The sequence below is a fragment of the Pseudomonas sp. PAGU 2196 genome (assembly GCF_022179005.1).
GTDB classification, from domain to species: domain Bacteria; phylum Pseudomonadota; class Gammaproteobacteria; order Pseudomonadales; family Pseudomonadaceae; genus Aquipseudomonas; species Aquipseudomonas kermanshahensis.
The window spans coordinates 1-15,734 of the sequence record NZ_BNTL01000002.1; the positions used below are offsets into that span (position 1 = coordinate 1).

At 61.0% G+C, this 15,734-nt stretch carries 15 protein-coding genes; 12 read left to right on the top strand and 3 right to left on the bottom strand.

Annotated features, from left to right (window positions below; translation table 11 throughout):
- Positions 1-210: 210 nt before the first annotated feature.
- A complete protein-coding gene (locus MFF34_RS01405; RefSeq protein ID WP_238209770.1) occupies positions 211-1,431 on the bottom strand; it encodes a CaiB/BaiF CoA-transferase family protein in 1,221 nt (406 codons plus the stop codon).
- Positions 1,432-1,445: 14 nt separating this feature from the next.
- On the bottom strand, positions 1,446-2,627 hold the full coding sequence (locus MFF34_RS01410; protein ID WP_027591941.1) for an acyl-CoA dehydrogenase: 1,182 nt from the start codon (positions 2,625-2,627) through the stop codon (positions 1,446-1,448).
- A gap of 162 nt (positions 2,628-2,789) precedes the next feature.
- Between MFF34_RS01410 and MFF34_RS01415 the strand changes: the two genes are divergently transcribed.
- The 10 genes from MFF34_RS01415 to MFF34_RS01460 all read left to right on the top strand — a co-directional run bounded on the left by MFF34_RS01415 (position 2,790) and on the right by MFF34_RS01460 (position 12,627).
- Positions 2,790-3,692 carry a LysR family transcriptional regulator gene (locus tag MFF34_RS01415; RefSeq protein WP_238209772.1) on the top strand — a complete coding sequence of 301 codons (903 nt, stop codon included), beginning with the start codon at positions 2,790-2,792 and terminating at the stop codon, positions 3,690-3,692.
- A 428-nt stretch (positions 3,693-4,120) separates the two neighbouring features.
- Positions 4,121-5,242, top strand: a complete 1,122-nt coding sequence (locus MFF34_RS01420; RefSeq protein ID WP_027591943.1) for a Re/Si-specific NAD(P)(+) transhydrogenase subunit alpha — start codon at positions 4,121-4,123, stop codon at positions 5,240-5,242.
- A gap of 12 nt (positions 5,243-5,254) precedes the next feature.
- On the top strand, positions 5,255-5,569 hold the full coding sequence (locus tag MFF34_RS01425) for an NAD(P) transhydrogenase subunit alpha (RefSeq protein ID WP_027591944.1): 315 nt from the start codon (positions 5,255-5,257) through the stop codon (positions 5,567-5,569).
- A gap of 2 nt (positions 5,570-5,571) precedes the next feature.
- Positions 5,572-7,008 carry an NAD(P)(+) transhydrogenase (Re/Si-specific) subunit beta gene (locus MFF34_RS01430; RefSeq protein WP_027591945.1) on the top strand — a complete coding sequence of 479 codons (1,437 nt, stop codon included), beginning with the start codon at positions 5,572-5,574 and terminating at the stop codon, positions 7,006-7,008.
- Between the two features lie 187 nt (positions 7,009-7,195).
- Positions 7,196-8,689, top strand: a complete 1,494-nt coding sequence (locus MFF34_RS01435) for an acetyl-CoA hydrolase/transferase family protein (RefSeq protein WP_027591946.1) — start codon at positions 7,196-7,198, stop codon at positions 8,687-8,689.
- A 408-nt stretch (positions 8,690-9,097) separates the two neighbouring features.
- Positions 9,098-9,313, top strand: a complete 216-nt coding sequence (locus tag MFF34_RS01440) for a DUF1127 domain-containing protein (RefSeq protein ID WP_012269957.1) — start codon at positions 9,098-9,100, stop codon at positions 9,311-9,313.
- 296 nt (positions 9,314-9,609) lie between these two features.
- Positions 9,610-9,927: a DUF2388 domain-containing protein gene (locus MFF34_RS01445; RefSeq protein ID WP_027591947.1), complete on the top strand. Its 318-nt coding sequence runs from the start codon at positions 9,610-9,612 to the stop codon at positions 9,925-9,927.
- 85 nt (positions 9,928-10,012) lie between these two features.
- Complete coding sequence (locus tag MFF34_RS01450; RefSeq protein WP_238209774.1) at positions 10,013-10,318, top strand: DUF2388 domain-containing protein; 306 nt, start codon at positions 10,013-10,015, stop codon at positions 10,316-10,318.
- 36 nt (positions 10,319-10,354) lie between these two features.
- Entirely contained in the window at positions 10,355-10,675 is a 321-nt protein-coding gene (locus tag MFF34_RS01455; protein WP_027591949.1) for a DUF2388 domain-containing protein, read from the top strand.
- Positions 10,672-12,627 (top strand): DUF4105 domain-containing protein, encoded by a 1,956-nt coding sequence (locus tag MFF34_RS01460; RefSeq protein ID WP_238209776.1) that lies wholly within the window; start codon positions 10,672-10,674, stop codon positions 12,625-12,627. The genes MFF34_RS01455 and MFF34_RS01460 overlap by 4 nt, the downstream gene beginning before the upstream one ends.
- Before the next feature lie 62 nt (positions 12,628-12,689).
- Here MFF34_RS01460 and MFF34_RS01465 read toward each other — a convergent pair whose 3' ends face one another.
- Positions 12,690-13,091, bottom strand: coding sequence for a GFA family protein (locus MFF34_RS01465; protein ID WP_238209784.1), 402 nt, complete (start codon positions 13,089-13,091; stop codon positions 12,690-12,692).
- Between the two features lie 267 nt (positions 13,092-13,358).
- Here MFF34_RS01465 and MFF34_RS01470 point away from each other — a divergent pair, with 267 nt between their 5' ends.
- Both MFF34_RS01470 and MFF34_RS01475 read left to right on the top strand, forming a co-directional pair.
- Positions 13,359-14,666 carry a CitMHS family transporter gene (locus tag MFF34_RS01470; protein ID WP_085272100.1) on the top strand — a complete coding sequence of 436 codons (1,308 nt, stop codon included), beginning with the start codon at positions 13,359-13,361 and terminating at the stop codon, positions 14,664-14,666.
- Between the two features lie 73 nt (positions 14,667-14,739).
- Positions 14,740-15,510, top strand: a complete 771-nt coding sequence (locus tag MFF34_RS01475) for a TerC family protein (protein WP_027591953.1) — start codon at positions 14,740-14,742, stop codon at positions 15,508-15,510.
- Positions 15,511-15,734: the final 224 nt, after the last annotated feature.

A 15,734-nucleotide genomic window follows, 5' to 3' on the forward strand; every position in this document is an offset into this window, starting at 1 on the left:
ATCTTTCGATCGAAGCCCTTCAAACTACATCTTCACTATTTAACTCGTTGAATCTCAAGGAGTTTTTCGTTCCGACTACGCTGGAAGTGGGGCGCATTATAAGGGGATTCTAAACCCCGTCAACCTTTAATTTCACGAAACCTTAATATCGCTAAAAAGCAAAGCGGGGAGGCCTTCGGCCTCCCCGTCATTCCACTTCTCTATATAGCCTCATAGCACCCCAGCACTGCGCAAGCGGTGCACCGCATCGGTATCCAGCCCCAACACCTCACTCAATACCGCCTCGGTGTGCTCACCCAACAGCGGCGGCGCCCGCCGGTACTCCACCGGCGTCTCCGACAGGCGAATAGGGCTGGCTACCTGCGGCACACTCCCCGCCAGTGGATGCGGGATAGTCACCGCCAACCCTCGAGCCACCACCTGCGGATCCTGGAACATCTGCGCCAGGTCATTGATTGGCCCACACGGCACCCCAGCCTTCTCCAACTGGCTCACCCACTCCGCCGTGGTCTTGAACACCGTAGCCTGACGAATCAACGGAATCAGCTCACCACGGTTGGCCACACGCAGCTTATTAGTAGCGAAGCGCGGATCATCCGCCCACTGCGGCTGCCCAGCCACCTCGGCAAACTTGCGAAACTGACCATCATTACCCACGGTAAGAATGAAATCGCCGTCCGCTGTTGGGAAGTCCTGGTAAGGCACGATATTGGGATGCGCATTACCCAGGCGCCGGGGCGGGGTGCCCGTGGTCAGGTAGTTCATGGCCTGGTTCGCCAGGCAGGCCACCTGGACATCGAGCAGTGCCATGTCGACATGCTGGCCGATGCCGGTCTGGTCCCGATGGGCGAGGGCAGCCAAAATCGCCACAGTCGAGTACAACCCAGTAAGAATGTCAGTCAGCGCCACGCCAACCTTTACCGGCCCAGCACCTTCTTCCCCCTCAGGCCGACCGGTCAGGCTCATCAGGCCACCCAGCCCTTGGATCATGAAGTCATAGCCCGCGCGCTTGGCATAGGGCCCCGTCTGGCCAAAACCGGTAATGGAGCAATAGATAAGCTTCGGGTTGAGCGCTTTCAGGCTTTGGTAATCCAGCCCATAGGCTGCGAGGCCACCCACCTTGAAGTTCTCGATGACGATATCTGACTTCGCCGCCAGCTCACGCACCAAGCGTTGCCCTTCAGGCTGTGTGAAGTCGATCGTCACCGAACGCTTGTTACGATTGGCCGAGAGGTAATAGGCGGCCTCACTGGTGTTCTCACCCCGGACATCTCTGAGGAAAGGCGGCCCCCACGAGCGGGTATCATCGCCATTACCAGGGCGCTCGACCTTGATCACGTCAGCCCCAAGGTCAGCGAGAATCTGGCCAGACCATGGGCCGGCCAACACGCGCGAAAGGTCCAGCACCCGCAGATGTGATAGCGCGCCCATGGGCTGGCTCCTTATTAATAGAAGGCCTGGATGCCGGTCTGAGCACGCCCCAGGATCAACGCATGCACGTCATGGGTACCTTCATAGGTGTTGACCACCTCAAGGTTCACCAGATGGCGAGCCACGCCGAACTCATCGGAAATGCCGTTACCCCCCAGCATGTCACGTGCCATGCGGGCGATATCCAAGGCTTTACCGCAAGAGTTACGCTTCATGATCGAGGTGATCTCGACAGCCGCCGTGCCTTCATCCTTCATGCGCCCCAAGCGCAGGCAGCCCTGCAGTGCCAGGGTGATCTCGGTCTGCATGTCGGCCAGCTTTTTCTGGATCAGCTGATTGGCTGCCAGCGGGCGGCCGAACTGCTGACGGTCCAGGGTGTATTGGCGCGCGGTATGCCAGCAGGCCTCGGCGGCGCCCAACGCCCCCCAGGAGATGCCATAGCGCGCCGAGTTCAGGCAGGTGAACGGGCCCTTGAGGCCGCGCACGTCTGGGAAGATGTTCTCCTCAGGCACGAACACGTTGTCCATCACGATCTCGCCTGTGATCGAAGCACGCAGGCCCACCTTGCCGTGGATCGCCGGGGCGCTGAGGCCTTCCCAGCCCTTTTCCAGCACGAAGCCGCGGATATCGCCAGCGTCATCCTTGCCCCACACCACGAACACATCGGCAATCGGGCTGTTGGTGATCCACATCTTGCTGCCGGTCAGGCGGTAGCCGCCGTCCACCTTTCTGGCCCGGGTGATCATCGAGCCTGGGTCGGAGCCGTGGTTAGGCTCGGTCAGGCCGAAGCAGCCGATCCACTCACCCGTGGCGAGCTTGGGCAGGTACTTCTGCTTCTGCGCCTCGGTGCCGAATTCGTTGATCGGTACCATTACCAGGGAAGACTGCACACTCATCATCGAGCGATAGCCAGAGTCGATCCGCTCGACCTCACGAGCGATCAGCCCGTAACACACATAATTAAGGCCGCTACCGCCGTACTGCTCGGGGATGGTGGCACCCAGCAAACCGATTTCACCCATCTCGCGGAAGATCGCCGGGTCGGTCTGCTCATGGCGGAAGGCTTCGAGCACGCGCGGCGCCAGCTTGTCCTGGGCGAACTGATAAGCGCTGTCACGCACCATGCGCTCTTCTTCAGTGAGCTGCTGATCGAGCAGCAGCGGATCGATCCAGTTGAAGCTTGCTTTACCGGCCATGAGCGAAATCCTCGAAAAGAGAGAGCAAATTCTTGTGCCCTTGAGCCTAGGCCTGATCGGCCGTCGGGACAAACGAGGATTGCGCACGGATTAGTGATAATTTGTCACTTCGTAAATCAGCAAAATGCCACATTGACAGCCTTACAAGTGAGGTTGACGTACATGCGCCGCAAGATCCCCAGCACTGCCGCCCTGGTCTGTTTCGAGGCGGCGGCGCGTAACGAGAGCTTCACCAAGGCCGCGCAAGAACTCGCGCTGACCCAGGGCGCCGTTTGTCGGCAGATCGGCGGCCTGGAGGCCTTCCTTAATGTGGAACTGTTTCGCCGCTCAAGGCGCGGGGTGAAGCTGACCGAGGCTGGCCTTTCCTACAGCCGCCAAGTTGCCGCGCAGCTAGATGCGGTAGAGCGCGATACCTTGTCGGTCATGCGCCAGCAGGGCGCCAATGTGATCGAACTGGCCGTGGTACCCACCTTCGGCACCCAATGGCTGCTCCCCAGGCTCAAGGACTTCCAGCAGTGCCACCCCGACGTCACCGTCAACCTGACCAACCGCACCCGGCCATTTCTGTTTGCCGACACAGCCTTTGATGCAGCCATCTATTTCGGCGATGCCGACTGGTCCGGCACCCAGTCACATAGGCTGATGGGCGAGAACCCTGTCCCCGTCTGCAGCCCGGCGTTGCTGGACGGGCAGGGCATGCTCGACGCCCGCCGCATTGCGCAACTCCCCTTGCTACAGCAGACCACGCGCCCCTATGCCTGGCGGCAATGGTTCGGTGGCCTGGGCATGAACGTGGAGCGCGACATGACAGGCCCGCGTTATGAACTATTCTCGATGCTCGCGCAGGCGGCGATGCACCAAATGGGGGTCGCGCTGATCCCGCCCTTTCTGATCCAGCGGGAGTTGCAGGAGGGTAGGTTGGTGGTCGCTAACAGGCATGCCCTGAGCAGTGACAAGGCCTACTATCTGATGATTCCCGAACGCAAAGTGGAGTCTGCCTCGCTACGGGCTTTCCGCGACTGGCTGGTAGCACAAGCGCAGGCTTACACCACCGGCTCTGCCTAGTCGCAGCCAAACAATCTGACTTCGTAGTCAATTATTTTAAACACCTACAGATATATGTATTTGTCGCATATTCGAAAACTGTTACGCAAGCCTGAAAATCCCGTTTAACCCTGCTGACTGCGCGGCTTTCAGGCTTAAATTGCGACATTGAGCGAACCGTAAGCGAAATACCGCAATTTTTTTTAGTTTTATCTCCTAATCTCCCAATGGCCCATGTTTGACGGGCTGCAATCGAAGACTTGCGACATACGGTCACAGGGTGACTTGTAGTTTTAACTTCGTTTCGCTCCAGAACCGGTTGAAGCCCCTTGGGTTCATCTGCAAAATGCCTGGCCCGCCTAGGATTCGGCGGGTTGGACCGCACCAGCGCACCAGCCGAAGTACGCTGGCTTCAACAAAGACAAAAGGTCACCGCAGGAGACATAGTCGTGCACATTGGTGTTCCTCTCGAGACGCAGACGGGTGAGACAAGGGTCGCCGCGACCCCTGAAACCATCAAAAAACTGGTTGCCCAGGGCCATCAGGTCACCGTCCAACGGGGGGCAGGGCTAAACGCCAGCATTCCGGACAGTGCCTATGAGGCTGTGGGTGCCTCCCTGGGTACCGCCGCCGATGCCTACGGCGCGCAACTGGTACTTAAAGTAGTTGCGCCCAACGACCAGGAGATGGCGCTGATCAACAGCGGCAGCCTGCTGGTAGGCATGCTCAACCCGTTCAACAGTGAACTGATCGGCAAGATGGCCGAGCGCGGTATCACCGCCTTCGCCCTCGAAGCAGCGCCGCGTACCTCGCGGGCACAAAGCCTCGATGTGCTGTCGTCCCAGGCCAACATCGCCGGTTACAAGGCGGTACTGCTGGCAGCGCACTACTACCCTCGCTTCATGCCCATGCTGATGACGGCTGCCGGTACCGTGAAGGCTGCCCGCGTGCTGATCCTCGGTGCAGGCGTTGCAGGCCTGCAGGCCATTGCTACCGCCAAGCGCATGGGGGCCGTGATCGAGGCGTCGGATGTACGCCCCGCCGTCAAAGAGCAGATCGAATCGCTGGGCGCCAAGTTCATCGACGTGCCTTACGAAACCGATGAGGAACGTGAGTGCGCCGAGGGCGTTGGTGGCTATGCGCGGCCGATGCCGGCCAGCTGGATGCAGCGCCAGGCCCAGGCCGTACACGAACGCGCCAAGCAGGCCGACATCGTCATCACCACCGCACTGATCCCTGGCCGCAAGGCGCCGACCCTGCTCAGCGCCGAAACCGTCGCGCAGATGAAGCCTGGGTCGGTGGTCATCGACCTGGCGGCCGCCCAAGGCGGTAACTGCCCGCTGACCGTCGCCGACCAGGTGGTGCAGGAAAACGGCGTGACCATCGTCGGCCCGACCAACCTGCCTGCCCAGGTGGGGGCCGATGCATCGGCACTGTACGCACGCAACCTGCTGGACTTCATGAAGCTGTTGTTCGACAAGGACAATGCGCTGGTCATCAACCTCGAAGACGATATCGTCGCGGCCTGCCTCATGTGCCGCGATGGGCAAGTCGTCCGCAAGAACGGCTAAGGAGCACGACAAATGGAAGACATGCTGATTTCCCATGGCATCTACAACCTGATCATTTTCGTGCTGGCCATCTATGTGGGCTACCACGTGGTGTGGAACGTCACCCCAGCGCTGCACACGCCGCTGATGGCGGTCACCAACGCCATCTCGGCCATCGTCATCGTCGGTGCCATGCTGGCGGCGGCGCTGACCGTGACGCCCGCCGGCAAACTGATGGGCACGCTGGCCGTAGCCTTGGCTGCGGTCAACGTGTTCGGTGGCTTCCTGGTCACCCGTCGCATGCTTGAGATGTTCAAGAAGAAAGCCAAGAACGAGGCGAAGAAGTAAGCATGAGCATGAATCTGGTAACGCTTCTCTACCTGGTCGCCTCGATCTGCTTCATCCAGGCGCTCAAGGGCCTTTCGCACCCGACCACGTCACGCCGCGGCAACCTGTTCGGCATGATCGGCATGGGTTTGGCAATCGTCACCACGGTTGGCCTCATTTATAAGCTGGGTGCAGAACTGGCAACGGCCGGTATCGGCTACGTGATCGTCGGCCTGCTGGTCGGTGGTACCGCGGGTTCGATCATGGCCAAGCGGGTCGAGATGACCAAGATGCCGGAACTGGTCGCTTTCATGCACAGCATGATCGGCCTGGCCGCGGTCTTCATCGCCATTGCCGCCGTGTTGGAGCCGCAGTCGATGGGTATCGTCGCCAGCATCAGCGACCCGATCCCGACGGGTAACCGCCTGGAGCTGTTCCTCGGCGCGGCAATTGGTGCCATCACCTTCTCCGGCTCCGTGATCGCCTTCGGCAAGCTGTCGGGCAAGTACAAGTTCCGCCTGTTCCAAGGCGCACCGGTACAGTTCGCCGGCCAGCACAAGCTGAACCTGATCCTGGGCCTGACCACCATCGCCCTGGGCCTGCTGTTCACCTTCACCGGCCACTACAGTGCCTTTACCCTGATGCTGGTTCTGGCCTTCATCATGGGCGTGCTGATCATTATTCCGATCGGTGGCGCGGACATGCCGGTGGTGGTGTCGATGCTCAACAGCTATTCGGGCTGGGCAGCGGCGGGTATCGGCTTCTCGCTGAACAACTCGATGCTGATCATCGCAGGCTCGCTGGTCGGCTCCAGCGGTGCCATCCTCTCGTACATCATGTGCAAGGCGATGAACCGTTCGTTCTTCAATGTCATCCTCGGCGGCTTCGGCGGCGCGACCGATGCCGGTGGCCCCGCAGGCACCCAGGAAGCTCGCCCGGTAAAATCGGGTTCGGCCGACGACGCTACCTTCCTGCTCAGCAATGCCGACACGGTAATCATCGTGCCGGGTTACGGCCTGGCAGTCGCCCGTGCCCAGCACGCGCTGAAGGAGCTGACCGAGAAGCTGACCCACAACGGTGTGACCGTGAAGTACGCGATCCACCCGGTGGCAGGCCGCATGCCGGGGCACATGAACGTGTTGCTGGCCGAAGCCGAAGTGCCGTACGACCAAGTGTTCGAGATGGACGACATCAACGCCGAGTTCGGCCAGGCCGACGTGGTACTGGTGTTGGGCGCCAACGATGTGGTCAACCCGGCAGCGAAAAACGATCCCAAGTCGCCGATTGCCGGCATGCCGATCCTGGAGGCGTTCAAGGCCAAGACCATCATCGTCAACAAGCGCTCCATGGCCAGCGGCTATGCAGGCCTGGACAACGAACTGTTCTACCTGGACAAGACCATGATGGTATTCGGTGATGCCAAGAAGGTAATCGAGGATATGGTCAAAGCCGTGGAGTAACCCACTGGCTGCAAACCGTGCGCTATATAAGAAGCCCCGCCGAGAAATCTGCGGGGCTTTTACATTTGCCTGATCCAGATCAACGGCTCTACTTCCGGGCTCCTCATACGACCATGGTCGTGGGACGGCAACCGGCGAAATCTCTAGACTGCGCTCCAGTAGCTTCAGTAGCCTGAGATAACAATCCATGTACCGTGATCGTATCCGCTTGTCCTCCCTGCACAGCAAGGTAATGAGTGCGGCTGATGCCGCTGGTCTGATCGAGGACGGCATGACCGTCGGCATGAGCGGCTTCACCCGCGCCGGCGAAGCCAAGGCCGTACCCCATGCCCTGGCCGAACGTGCCAAGCAGTCGCCGCTGAAAATCAGCCTGATGACCGGCGCCAGCCTGGGCAATGACCTGGACAAGCAGCTGACCGAGGCCGGCGTGCTGGCTCGCCGCATGCCCTTCCAGGTCGACAGCACCCTGCGCAAGGCCATCAACGACGGCCAGGTGATGTTCATCGACCAGCACCTGTCGGAAACCGTCGAGCAATTGCGCAACCAGCAGCTCAAGCTGCCGGACATCGCCGTCATCGAAGCCGTGGCCATCACCGAACAAGGCCATATCGTGCCGACCACCTCGGTAGGCAACTCGGCCAGCTTCGCGATCTTCGCCAAGCAAGTGATCGTCGAGATCAACCTGTCGCACAACGCCAACCTCGAAGGCTTGCACGACATCTATATCCCGACCTACCGCCCAACCCGCACACCGATCCCGCTGGTCAAGGTCGATGATCGCATCGGCAGCACCGCCATCCCGATCGACCCGGCCAAGATCGTCGGTATCGTCATCAGCGACCAGCCCGACTCGCCATCCACTGTATTGCCGCCGGACGACGAAACCCAGGGCATCGCCGACCACCTGATCAACTTCCTCAAGAAGGAAGTCGACGCTGGCCGCATGACCAACAAGCTCGGCCCACTGCAGGCCGGTATCGGCAGCATCGCCAACGCGGTGATGTGCGGCTTGATCGATTCGCCGTTCGAAGACCTGACCATGTACTCCGAAGTACTGCAGGATTCGACCTTCGACCTGATCGACGCCGGCAAGCTGAGCTTCGCCTCGGGCAGCTCGATCACCCTGTCGACCCGTCGCAATGCCGATGTGTTCGGCAACTTGGAGCGCTACAAGGACAAGCTGGTGCTGCGCCCACAGGAGATCTCCAACCACCCAGAGGTGGTCCGTCGCCTGGGCATCATTGGTATCAACACCGCGCTGGAGTTCGACATCTACGGCAACGTCAACTCCACCCACGTGTGCGGCACGCGGATGATGAACGGCATCGGTGGTTCTGGCGATTTCGCCCGTAACGCGCACCTGGCCGTGTTCGTCACCAAGTCGATTGCCAAGGGTGGCGCGATTTCCAGCGTGGTGCCGATGGTCAGCCACGTCGACCACACCGAGCACGACGTCGATATCCTGGTCACCGAGCAGGGGCTTGCCGACTTGCGCGGCCTGGCGCCACGCGAGCGTGCCCGGGCAATCATCGATAACTGTGTGCACCCGGATTACCGCGCAGCGCTGAACGACTACTTCGATCGCGCCTGCCAGCGCGGTGGCCATACGCCGCACATTCTGCGCGAAGCGTTGAGCTGGCACGAAAACCTGGAAGAGACCGGGCGCATGCTCGCCAGCTGATTCCCACACGCTTGTCGTTACACCGCTCCAAACAAGCCGCCTTCAACCGGTACACGCGCGATTCGTCGTCAGCGCCGTATCGGTTAAAGGCGGCTTGCCGACTATAGGGCCGGTACAGTCAAACCCCTCGCTCGAAACGACCGCCAATCAATCTACAGAAACTGTACTACTGTACTGGTATTCTTAGCTTACCTTCTGCTGACCACCTCTCACCCCCGAGCATTTTGCACCATATAAGTGCAGACCAGTACAGTTGCGCCTATTTCGAGTGCAACAGTAGGGTTACACAGTTAACTGAACCATCGTAATGCCGCAGAACTGTATCTACTGTTATGGACAAGAGAGGAGGATCATTGGCATCAGTTAAATCACTACCTAATCCCGCCATAAGCGGAAGGATGAAACATCATGGAACGTACACTCAGTTCCGGTCTGGTTTTTGAAAGCAACGCCCAACAATCCAACGCTTCGATGCCTCTGCGCGCCCTGTCCACCCTGCTGTTGTGGCAGCGTCGCATGGCCAGCCGCCGTCAACTGGCTCGCCTGGACTCCCGCCTGCTGGCCGACGCCGGTATCAGCGAGTCGCAGCGTTACGAAGAGCTGAGCAAGCCTTTCTGGCGCTAAGCTCCGGCTTGCCGGCTACGCCCGGCACCGAGAATTCTCAAACCCGTTGCAGGTGACTGCAGCGGGTTTTTTTGTTTGTAAGCCACGTGCCAGAGCGGCTATCAGCAATACAGGTACAGTTTTCTATAAAGTGAAAACACACCAGTACAGTACTAGGAAGGGCTGTTCATTAACATCCAGAAACATCGACGCGTGATACGCTTCGCTTAACAGTCTGGTAGAAACCAGATGTTGAAAAGTACCGAGGCGCACAGTGCGAGCGTCCGATTAGCAGAATTCCCTAGGAGTCCACGATCATGTCCCTTAAACACCTGATTGGCGCCGCCCTGATGCTGAGTCTGGCCGGCACCGCCAGCGCCACCAGCTTCGTCGTCACCACTGACGCAGTCGTGGGCGCTGTCGCTGCATCCACCGACGCCACCTCCGACGTATCGTCGTCGTTCCGCGACGACAAGATCGTCCAAGCCGCCCGTGACGATGCCGCCAGCTTCGTTGGCAGCCAAGGCGACATTCGCGGCGCCAAGCTGGAAAGCGCCTTCCTGCACATTCGCGCGCAAATGCCGACCCTGCAGGCTAGCGACGCACAGCTGGCACAGGCCATCCTGGCCATCTGACCTGCACTGAGCCCTGCGGCTGTACGGGTGCTCGCCCAAACAGCCGCAGTGTCTTCACCCCCTCGTTCCCAGCCGTCAGAAGCCCATGCGTTATCTGTTGCCGTTGTTGTTAGTCGCCGTTGGCATCCCCCTGAGCATGGCACCTGCCCATGCGTTGGACACCACCACGCAAAGCCTGGTCATCACAGGCTATGTCACCAGCCAAGTCACCACCGCACCGTTCGACCGCAAGCTGGTCAGCCAGGCCCGTGACGATGCTGCAGCATTCGTCGCCAGCGATGGTCTGATCCGCGGTGCGCGCCTAGAAGCGGCGTTCGCCTCGCTGCGCCAGCATAGTGCCGCACAGGCTGTCGGCGACCTGGAACTGGCGCAGGCAATTCTCGTCCAATGACTACACCTGACTCCCTGTATTTTTCGGAGATGCTCCATGCGTAAACCGCTGATTGCCGCTACCCTCGGCATGCTGCTGCTGGCCGACCTGGCCCAGGCACAGACGCTGGTGGCCACCAGCAACATCATCGTGCGTGCCTTTGGCCGTTCGATCGATTTCACGTCCGACACCACCACCTCGATCCGTGACTCCAAAGTCGTGCGTGAAGCGCACGACGATGCCGCCAGCTTCGTCGCCAGCAACGGTGATATTCGTGGCGCCCAGCTTGAAGCTGCGTTCAATACCCTGCGCGAGCGCCTGCCTGAAGCGCGAGGCGCCAGCGACCAAGTGCTGGCTGAAGCCATTCTCGCGCTGTGAACCAGGTGCGTGCCTGGCTGCTCGGCTGCGCCCTGACGCTGCTCGGCACACCCGCCCTGGCCGACCTGCAGCTTGAGCTGCAGGCTTCCGGCCTCGACCCTCAACAACGCCAAGCCAGCCAGGCACTGCTCGACGAAGCTCTGGGCAAGCTGCCGCCGCGCTTCAAGCAGCAACTGGACCGGCGTGTGCAGGTCAGCTGGACTGCGCGCATGCCCGCCGACGCCTATGGCCAGGCGTCGCTGGTTTCTACCCTGGAGCTCAACAGCCGCCTGCTACCAGGGCTGGTCGATGGCAGCGCCGCCCGCGAACGCACCCACCGCCCACACGGCACCGTGCGCGAAGAGCTGTTGGCGACTGTCCTGCATGAACTGACTCACATTTACGACCGGGCCCGGTTGTGGCCGGCCACCGAGCGCTCGCTGATCGCCCGTTGCAAGCGCCAGCAGGGCACCGTGGGCAAAATTGGCCTGCCAGAGGCGTGCCGCGGCCAGGCCGAACGGCGCTTCACCTTGAGCGATGACCCACGCCTGCTCGACCTTGCGGGCTGGCAGCAATATGTCGGCCGCCGCGGTGAGCGCGAGCAGCACAACGGCCAGTTCGTGCGCAGCCCAGACACCTATGAGCTGAGCAGCCCCAAGGAATTCATCGCGGTCAACATGGAGTACTTCCTCCTCGACCCGAGCTATGCCTGCCGGCGCCCCGCCTTGAACCAGTACCTGCGCGACCACTTCGCCTGGGCACCCACGCAAGAGAGCTGCGCCAAGGGCTTGCCATTCCTCAACGCGGGCAGCGACTTCGCTCGCCAGCCACTGGGCGAAATCGACCCCAAACGCGTTTATGAAGTCGACTACCTGCTGGCCGAGGCCAATCAGAACTGGGTCAGCCGCTGGGGCCACAGCATGCTGCGCCTGGTCATCTGCAAACCTGGGCGACCGCGCGGCCCGGATTGCCGCCTGGACCTCGACCAACACCTGGTGCTGTCGTACCGCGCCTTCGTCAACGATGTGCAGTTGTCCAGCTGGGACGGCCTGGTCGGCGCTTATCCATCGCGGCTGTTCGTGTTGCCGTTGGGCCAGGTCATCGACGAGTACACCAAGACCGAGCTGCGCAGCCTGGCGTCGATCCCCCTCAAGCTCGACCGCCAGGAAGTCGAGAACCTGGTGCGCCAAGCGGCGGAAATGCACTGGAGCTACGACGGCAATTACTACTTCCTGTCCAACAATTGCGCGGTCGAATCGCTGAAACTGCTGCGCAGTGGCACCGCCAACCCGCGCCTGAACGACCTCGACAGCATCATGCCCAACGGCCTGCTGGAAGTGCTCAAAGGGCGCGGCATTGCCGATACCAGTGTGCTCGATGACCCCCGCGAAGCCCTGCGCCTGGGTTACCGCTTCGACTCCTACCGTGACCGCTACCAGGCCATGTTCGACGTGCTGAAAAAGCAGCTGCCGATCAAGCAGGACAAGGTCGAGGACTGGCTGGCCCTGGATGCCGAACAGCGCCGCGGCTGGTTCGCCCAGGCCGACCTGCGCACCAGCGCTGCCTTGCTGCTGCTCGAGCAGGCCAGCCTGCGCCGCCAGCTGTTGCTGGCCCAGGACGAGGTCAAGCAGCGCTACCTGAACGCGGCTGCGCTGAAGGATGGCAGCATCGACAAGGCCAACCAGACGCTGCAGCAGATGCTCGCCAACAGCGGCTTCCTCAGCCGCCCGGCAGAACTGCTGGACGCCAAAGGCTATGGTCTACCGCAGCCCGATGAGCGCAAGCACCTGGAGAAAGTCAGCAGCGAGCGGCAGGCCCAGTTGCTGCGCCTGAGCACCGACCTGGACAAAGAGGTGAGGGCGCTGCTGGACCCCTCGCGGGCCAAGGAGATTGCCGCGATCGAGACCAACGTGAAGCAGGTGGGTGAGCATCTGCGAACGCTGCACAAGGCCGCAGGCGGGTTGCAGTTGTAGTCATCACAACACCGGCCTCATCGCGGGCAAGCCCGCGAAGGCCATGTGACCAAACAGATGACCTACAGGCTTTCCCCAACCTCCCCAGGCAGATCCTCATCCAGGTGCAACCAGGGCAACCGGCTACCCGTCCAGATATGCCGGTTGGCCCGCACCCGCTCCGGGTGGTCCAGCGTCGCCACCGTCACATCGATGCTGTCCGAGCTGTGCGAAGTGACCAATGCCACATGCGCCCCACACTGCCCGCAAAAATACCGGCTGCAACTGGCCGGCGCCACATAGCAGCGCGGCTCGCCCGCCAACCACTGGAATGCGGAACGCGGCACCGTCAGCCAAGTCACCACCAGCCCGCCACTGACGCGCCGACAGATCGAACAATGGCAGTGGGCGACATCCGTAAGCGCACCCTCCAGCCGATACCGCAAGCCACCACAGTGGCAGCCACCTTCGGTCACATTCTGCATCACCTACCTCCCGTCGCCTTTGTCACAGCGAAAGCTGGCTGAAAGCTTGCCCTCTTAGGATAGCGCCCACTACCGGCACAAGACCGGTCAGCCAGGGCACCCGGAATCTTCCGCGCCCGGCCCAATCAACAACAACAATGGTGATTCTGATGTATTCCTGTGCCCGCCTTCATGTCGTCCCCCTCCGCATGCTCCCTGCACAGCGCCTGACGCGCTGATCCGCCCGAATCGACTGTCCTTTCGCCGCGCCACGCCTGGAGTATTGCCATGCTGACCTTCCTCGGCTTTGCCATGGTCATCACCTTCATGTACCTGATCATGACCAAGCGCCTGTCGGCCTTGATCGCGCTGATCCTGGTACCGATCCTGTTCGCCCTGTTCGGCGGTTTCTCCGCCAAGATCGGCCCCATGATGCTCGAGGGCATCAGCAAACTCGCGCCAACCGGCGTGATGCTGATGTTCGCCATCCTCTACTTTGCCCTGATGATCGACTCCGGCCTGTTCGACCCGGCCGTGCGCAAGATCCTCAAGCTGGTCAAAGGCGACCCGCTGAAAGTCTCGGTCGGCACCGCCGTGCTGGCCCTGGTGGTCTCGCTCGACGGTGACGGCGCCACCACCTACATGATCTGCTGCGCCGCCATGCTGCCCATGTACAGCCGCTTGGGCATGAGCCCGCGGATCATGGCCGGCCTGATCATCCTGGCCGGCGGGGTGATGAACATGACCCCCTGGGGTGGCCCGACCGCACGCGCCGCCAGCGCACTGCACGTGGACCCGTCGGACATTTTCGTGCCCATGATCCCAGCCATGCTGTTCGGCGTACTGGCGATCCTGGCCATTGCCTATATGTACGGCAAGCGTGAACGTGCCCGCCTGGGCGAACTGCACCTGCCGACCGACGACATCGACCACAGCGAAATCACCGTGTCGCAGTTCCCGGAGGCACGCCGGCCAAAACTGCTGTACTTCAACGGTGCCCTGACGGCAGCCCTGATGGTTGCCCTGATCGCAGGCGTGCTGCCACTGCCGGTGCTGTTCATGATCGCCTTCAGCATCGCCATGATCGTCAACTACCCCTGCCTGCAGCAGCAAAAAGACCGCATTGCCGCCCACGCCGGCAGCGTTCTGGCGGTAACCGGGCTGATCTTCGCCGCCGGTATCTTCACCGGCATCCTGTCCGGCACCGGCATGGTCGATGCCATGTCCAAGAGCCTGCTGGCGGTCATCCCCGAGGCCTTGGGCCCGTACCTGGCGGTGATCACCGCGATCGTGAGCATGCCGTTCACGTTCTTCATGTCCAACGACGCCTTCTACTACGGCGTGTTGCCTGTACTCGCCGAGGCAGCCAGCCACTACGGCATCAGCCCGGTCGAGATGGCCCGCGCGTCGATCGTCGGCCAGCCGGTACATCTGCTCAGCCCCTTGGTACCCTCCACCTACCTGCTGGTGGCCCTGGCCGGCATCGAGTTCGGTGACCACCAGCGCTTCACCCTGAAGTGGGCAGTTCTGGTGTGCCTGTGCATAATGCTCGCCGCGCTGCTAATGGGGATTTTCCCGCTGTTCAGTAGTCTTTAATAAACACGTATTACCCCTCCCGCGATGCGCCCCAAAATGGGGCGCGTCGCCTTTACCGTTCGAAGGAATACACATGGAATGGCTGACCAGCCCGGAAATCTGGGTTGCCTTTTTCACCCTCACCGCGCTTGAGATCGTTCTCGGGATCGACAACATCATCATGATCTCGATCCTGGTCAGCCGCATGCCCAAGCACATGCAGCCACGTACCCGGATCTTCGGCCTGGCCCTGGCCATGGTCACCCGTATCATGCTGTTGCTGTCGATCACCTGGGTCATGCGCCTGACCGCCGATCTGTTCGTGGTCTTCGGCCAAGGCATCTCCGGCCGCGACCTGATCCTGTTCTTCGGCGGCCTGTTCCTGTTGTGGAAGAGCTCCCAGGAGATCTACCACGGCCTGGAAGGCGAAGACGAAAGCTCGGACGAACCGAAAGGCGCGGGCGGCAAGTTCTTCTACACCATCATCCAAATCGCCATCATCGACATCGTGTTCTCGCTGGACTCTGTGATCACCGCTGTGGGCATGGTCTCCCATGTGCCGGTAATGATCGCCGCCATTGTCGTCGCCGTGCTGGTGATGATGCTGTGCGCCGGTGCCATCAGTAACTTCATCGACAAACACCCTTCGCTGAAGATGCTCGCGCTGTCGTTCCTGATCGTGGTCGGTACCGTGCTGATCGCTGAATCGTTCGACGTGCATGTGCCGAAAGGCTACGTCTACTTCGCCATGGCGTTCTCGCTGGCGGTCGAAGCGATCAACATCCGTATGCGCACCGCCCTGTCGCGCAAAGATGGCAAAGAGCATGATCCGGTGAAACTGCGCAAGGACATTCCGGGTCAATAAACCCAGGAAGCGCGTTTTAAGCAAGGGCCCTTCGGGGCCCTTTTTCGTGTCTGCACGGCAGGTATGCAGTTTTTTGTGCCGGCCTCTTCGCGGGTAAACCCGCTCCCACAGGCCGCCAACGATCCCTGTGGGAGCGGGTTTACCCCCGAAGAGGCCAGCAGGGCAATCATTCATGACCGGTTGTTTCAAATCGCCGACAGCCATGCGAAGCTGGCAAGCGCTGC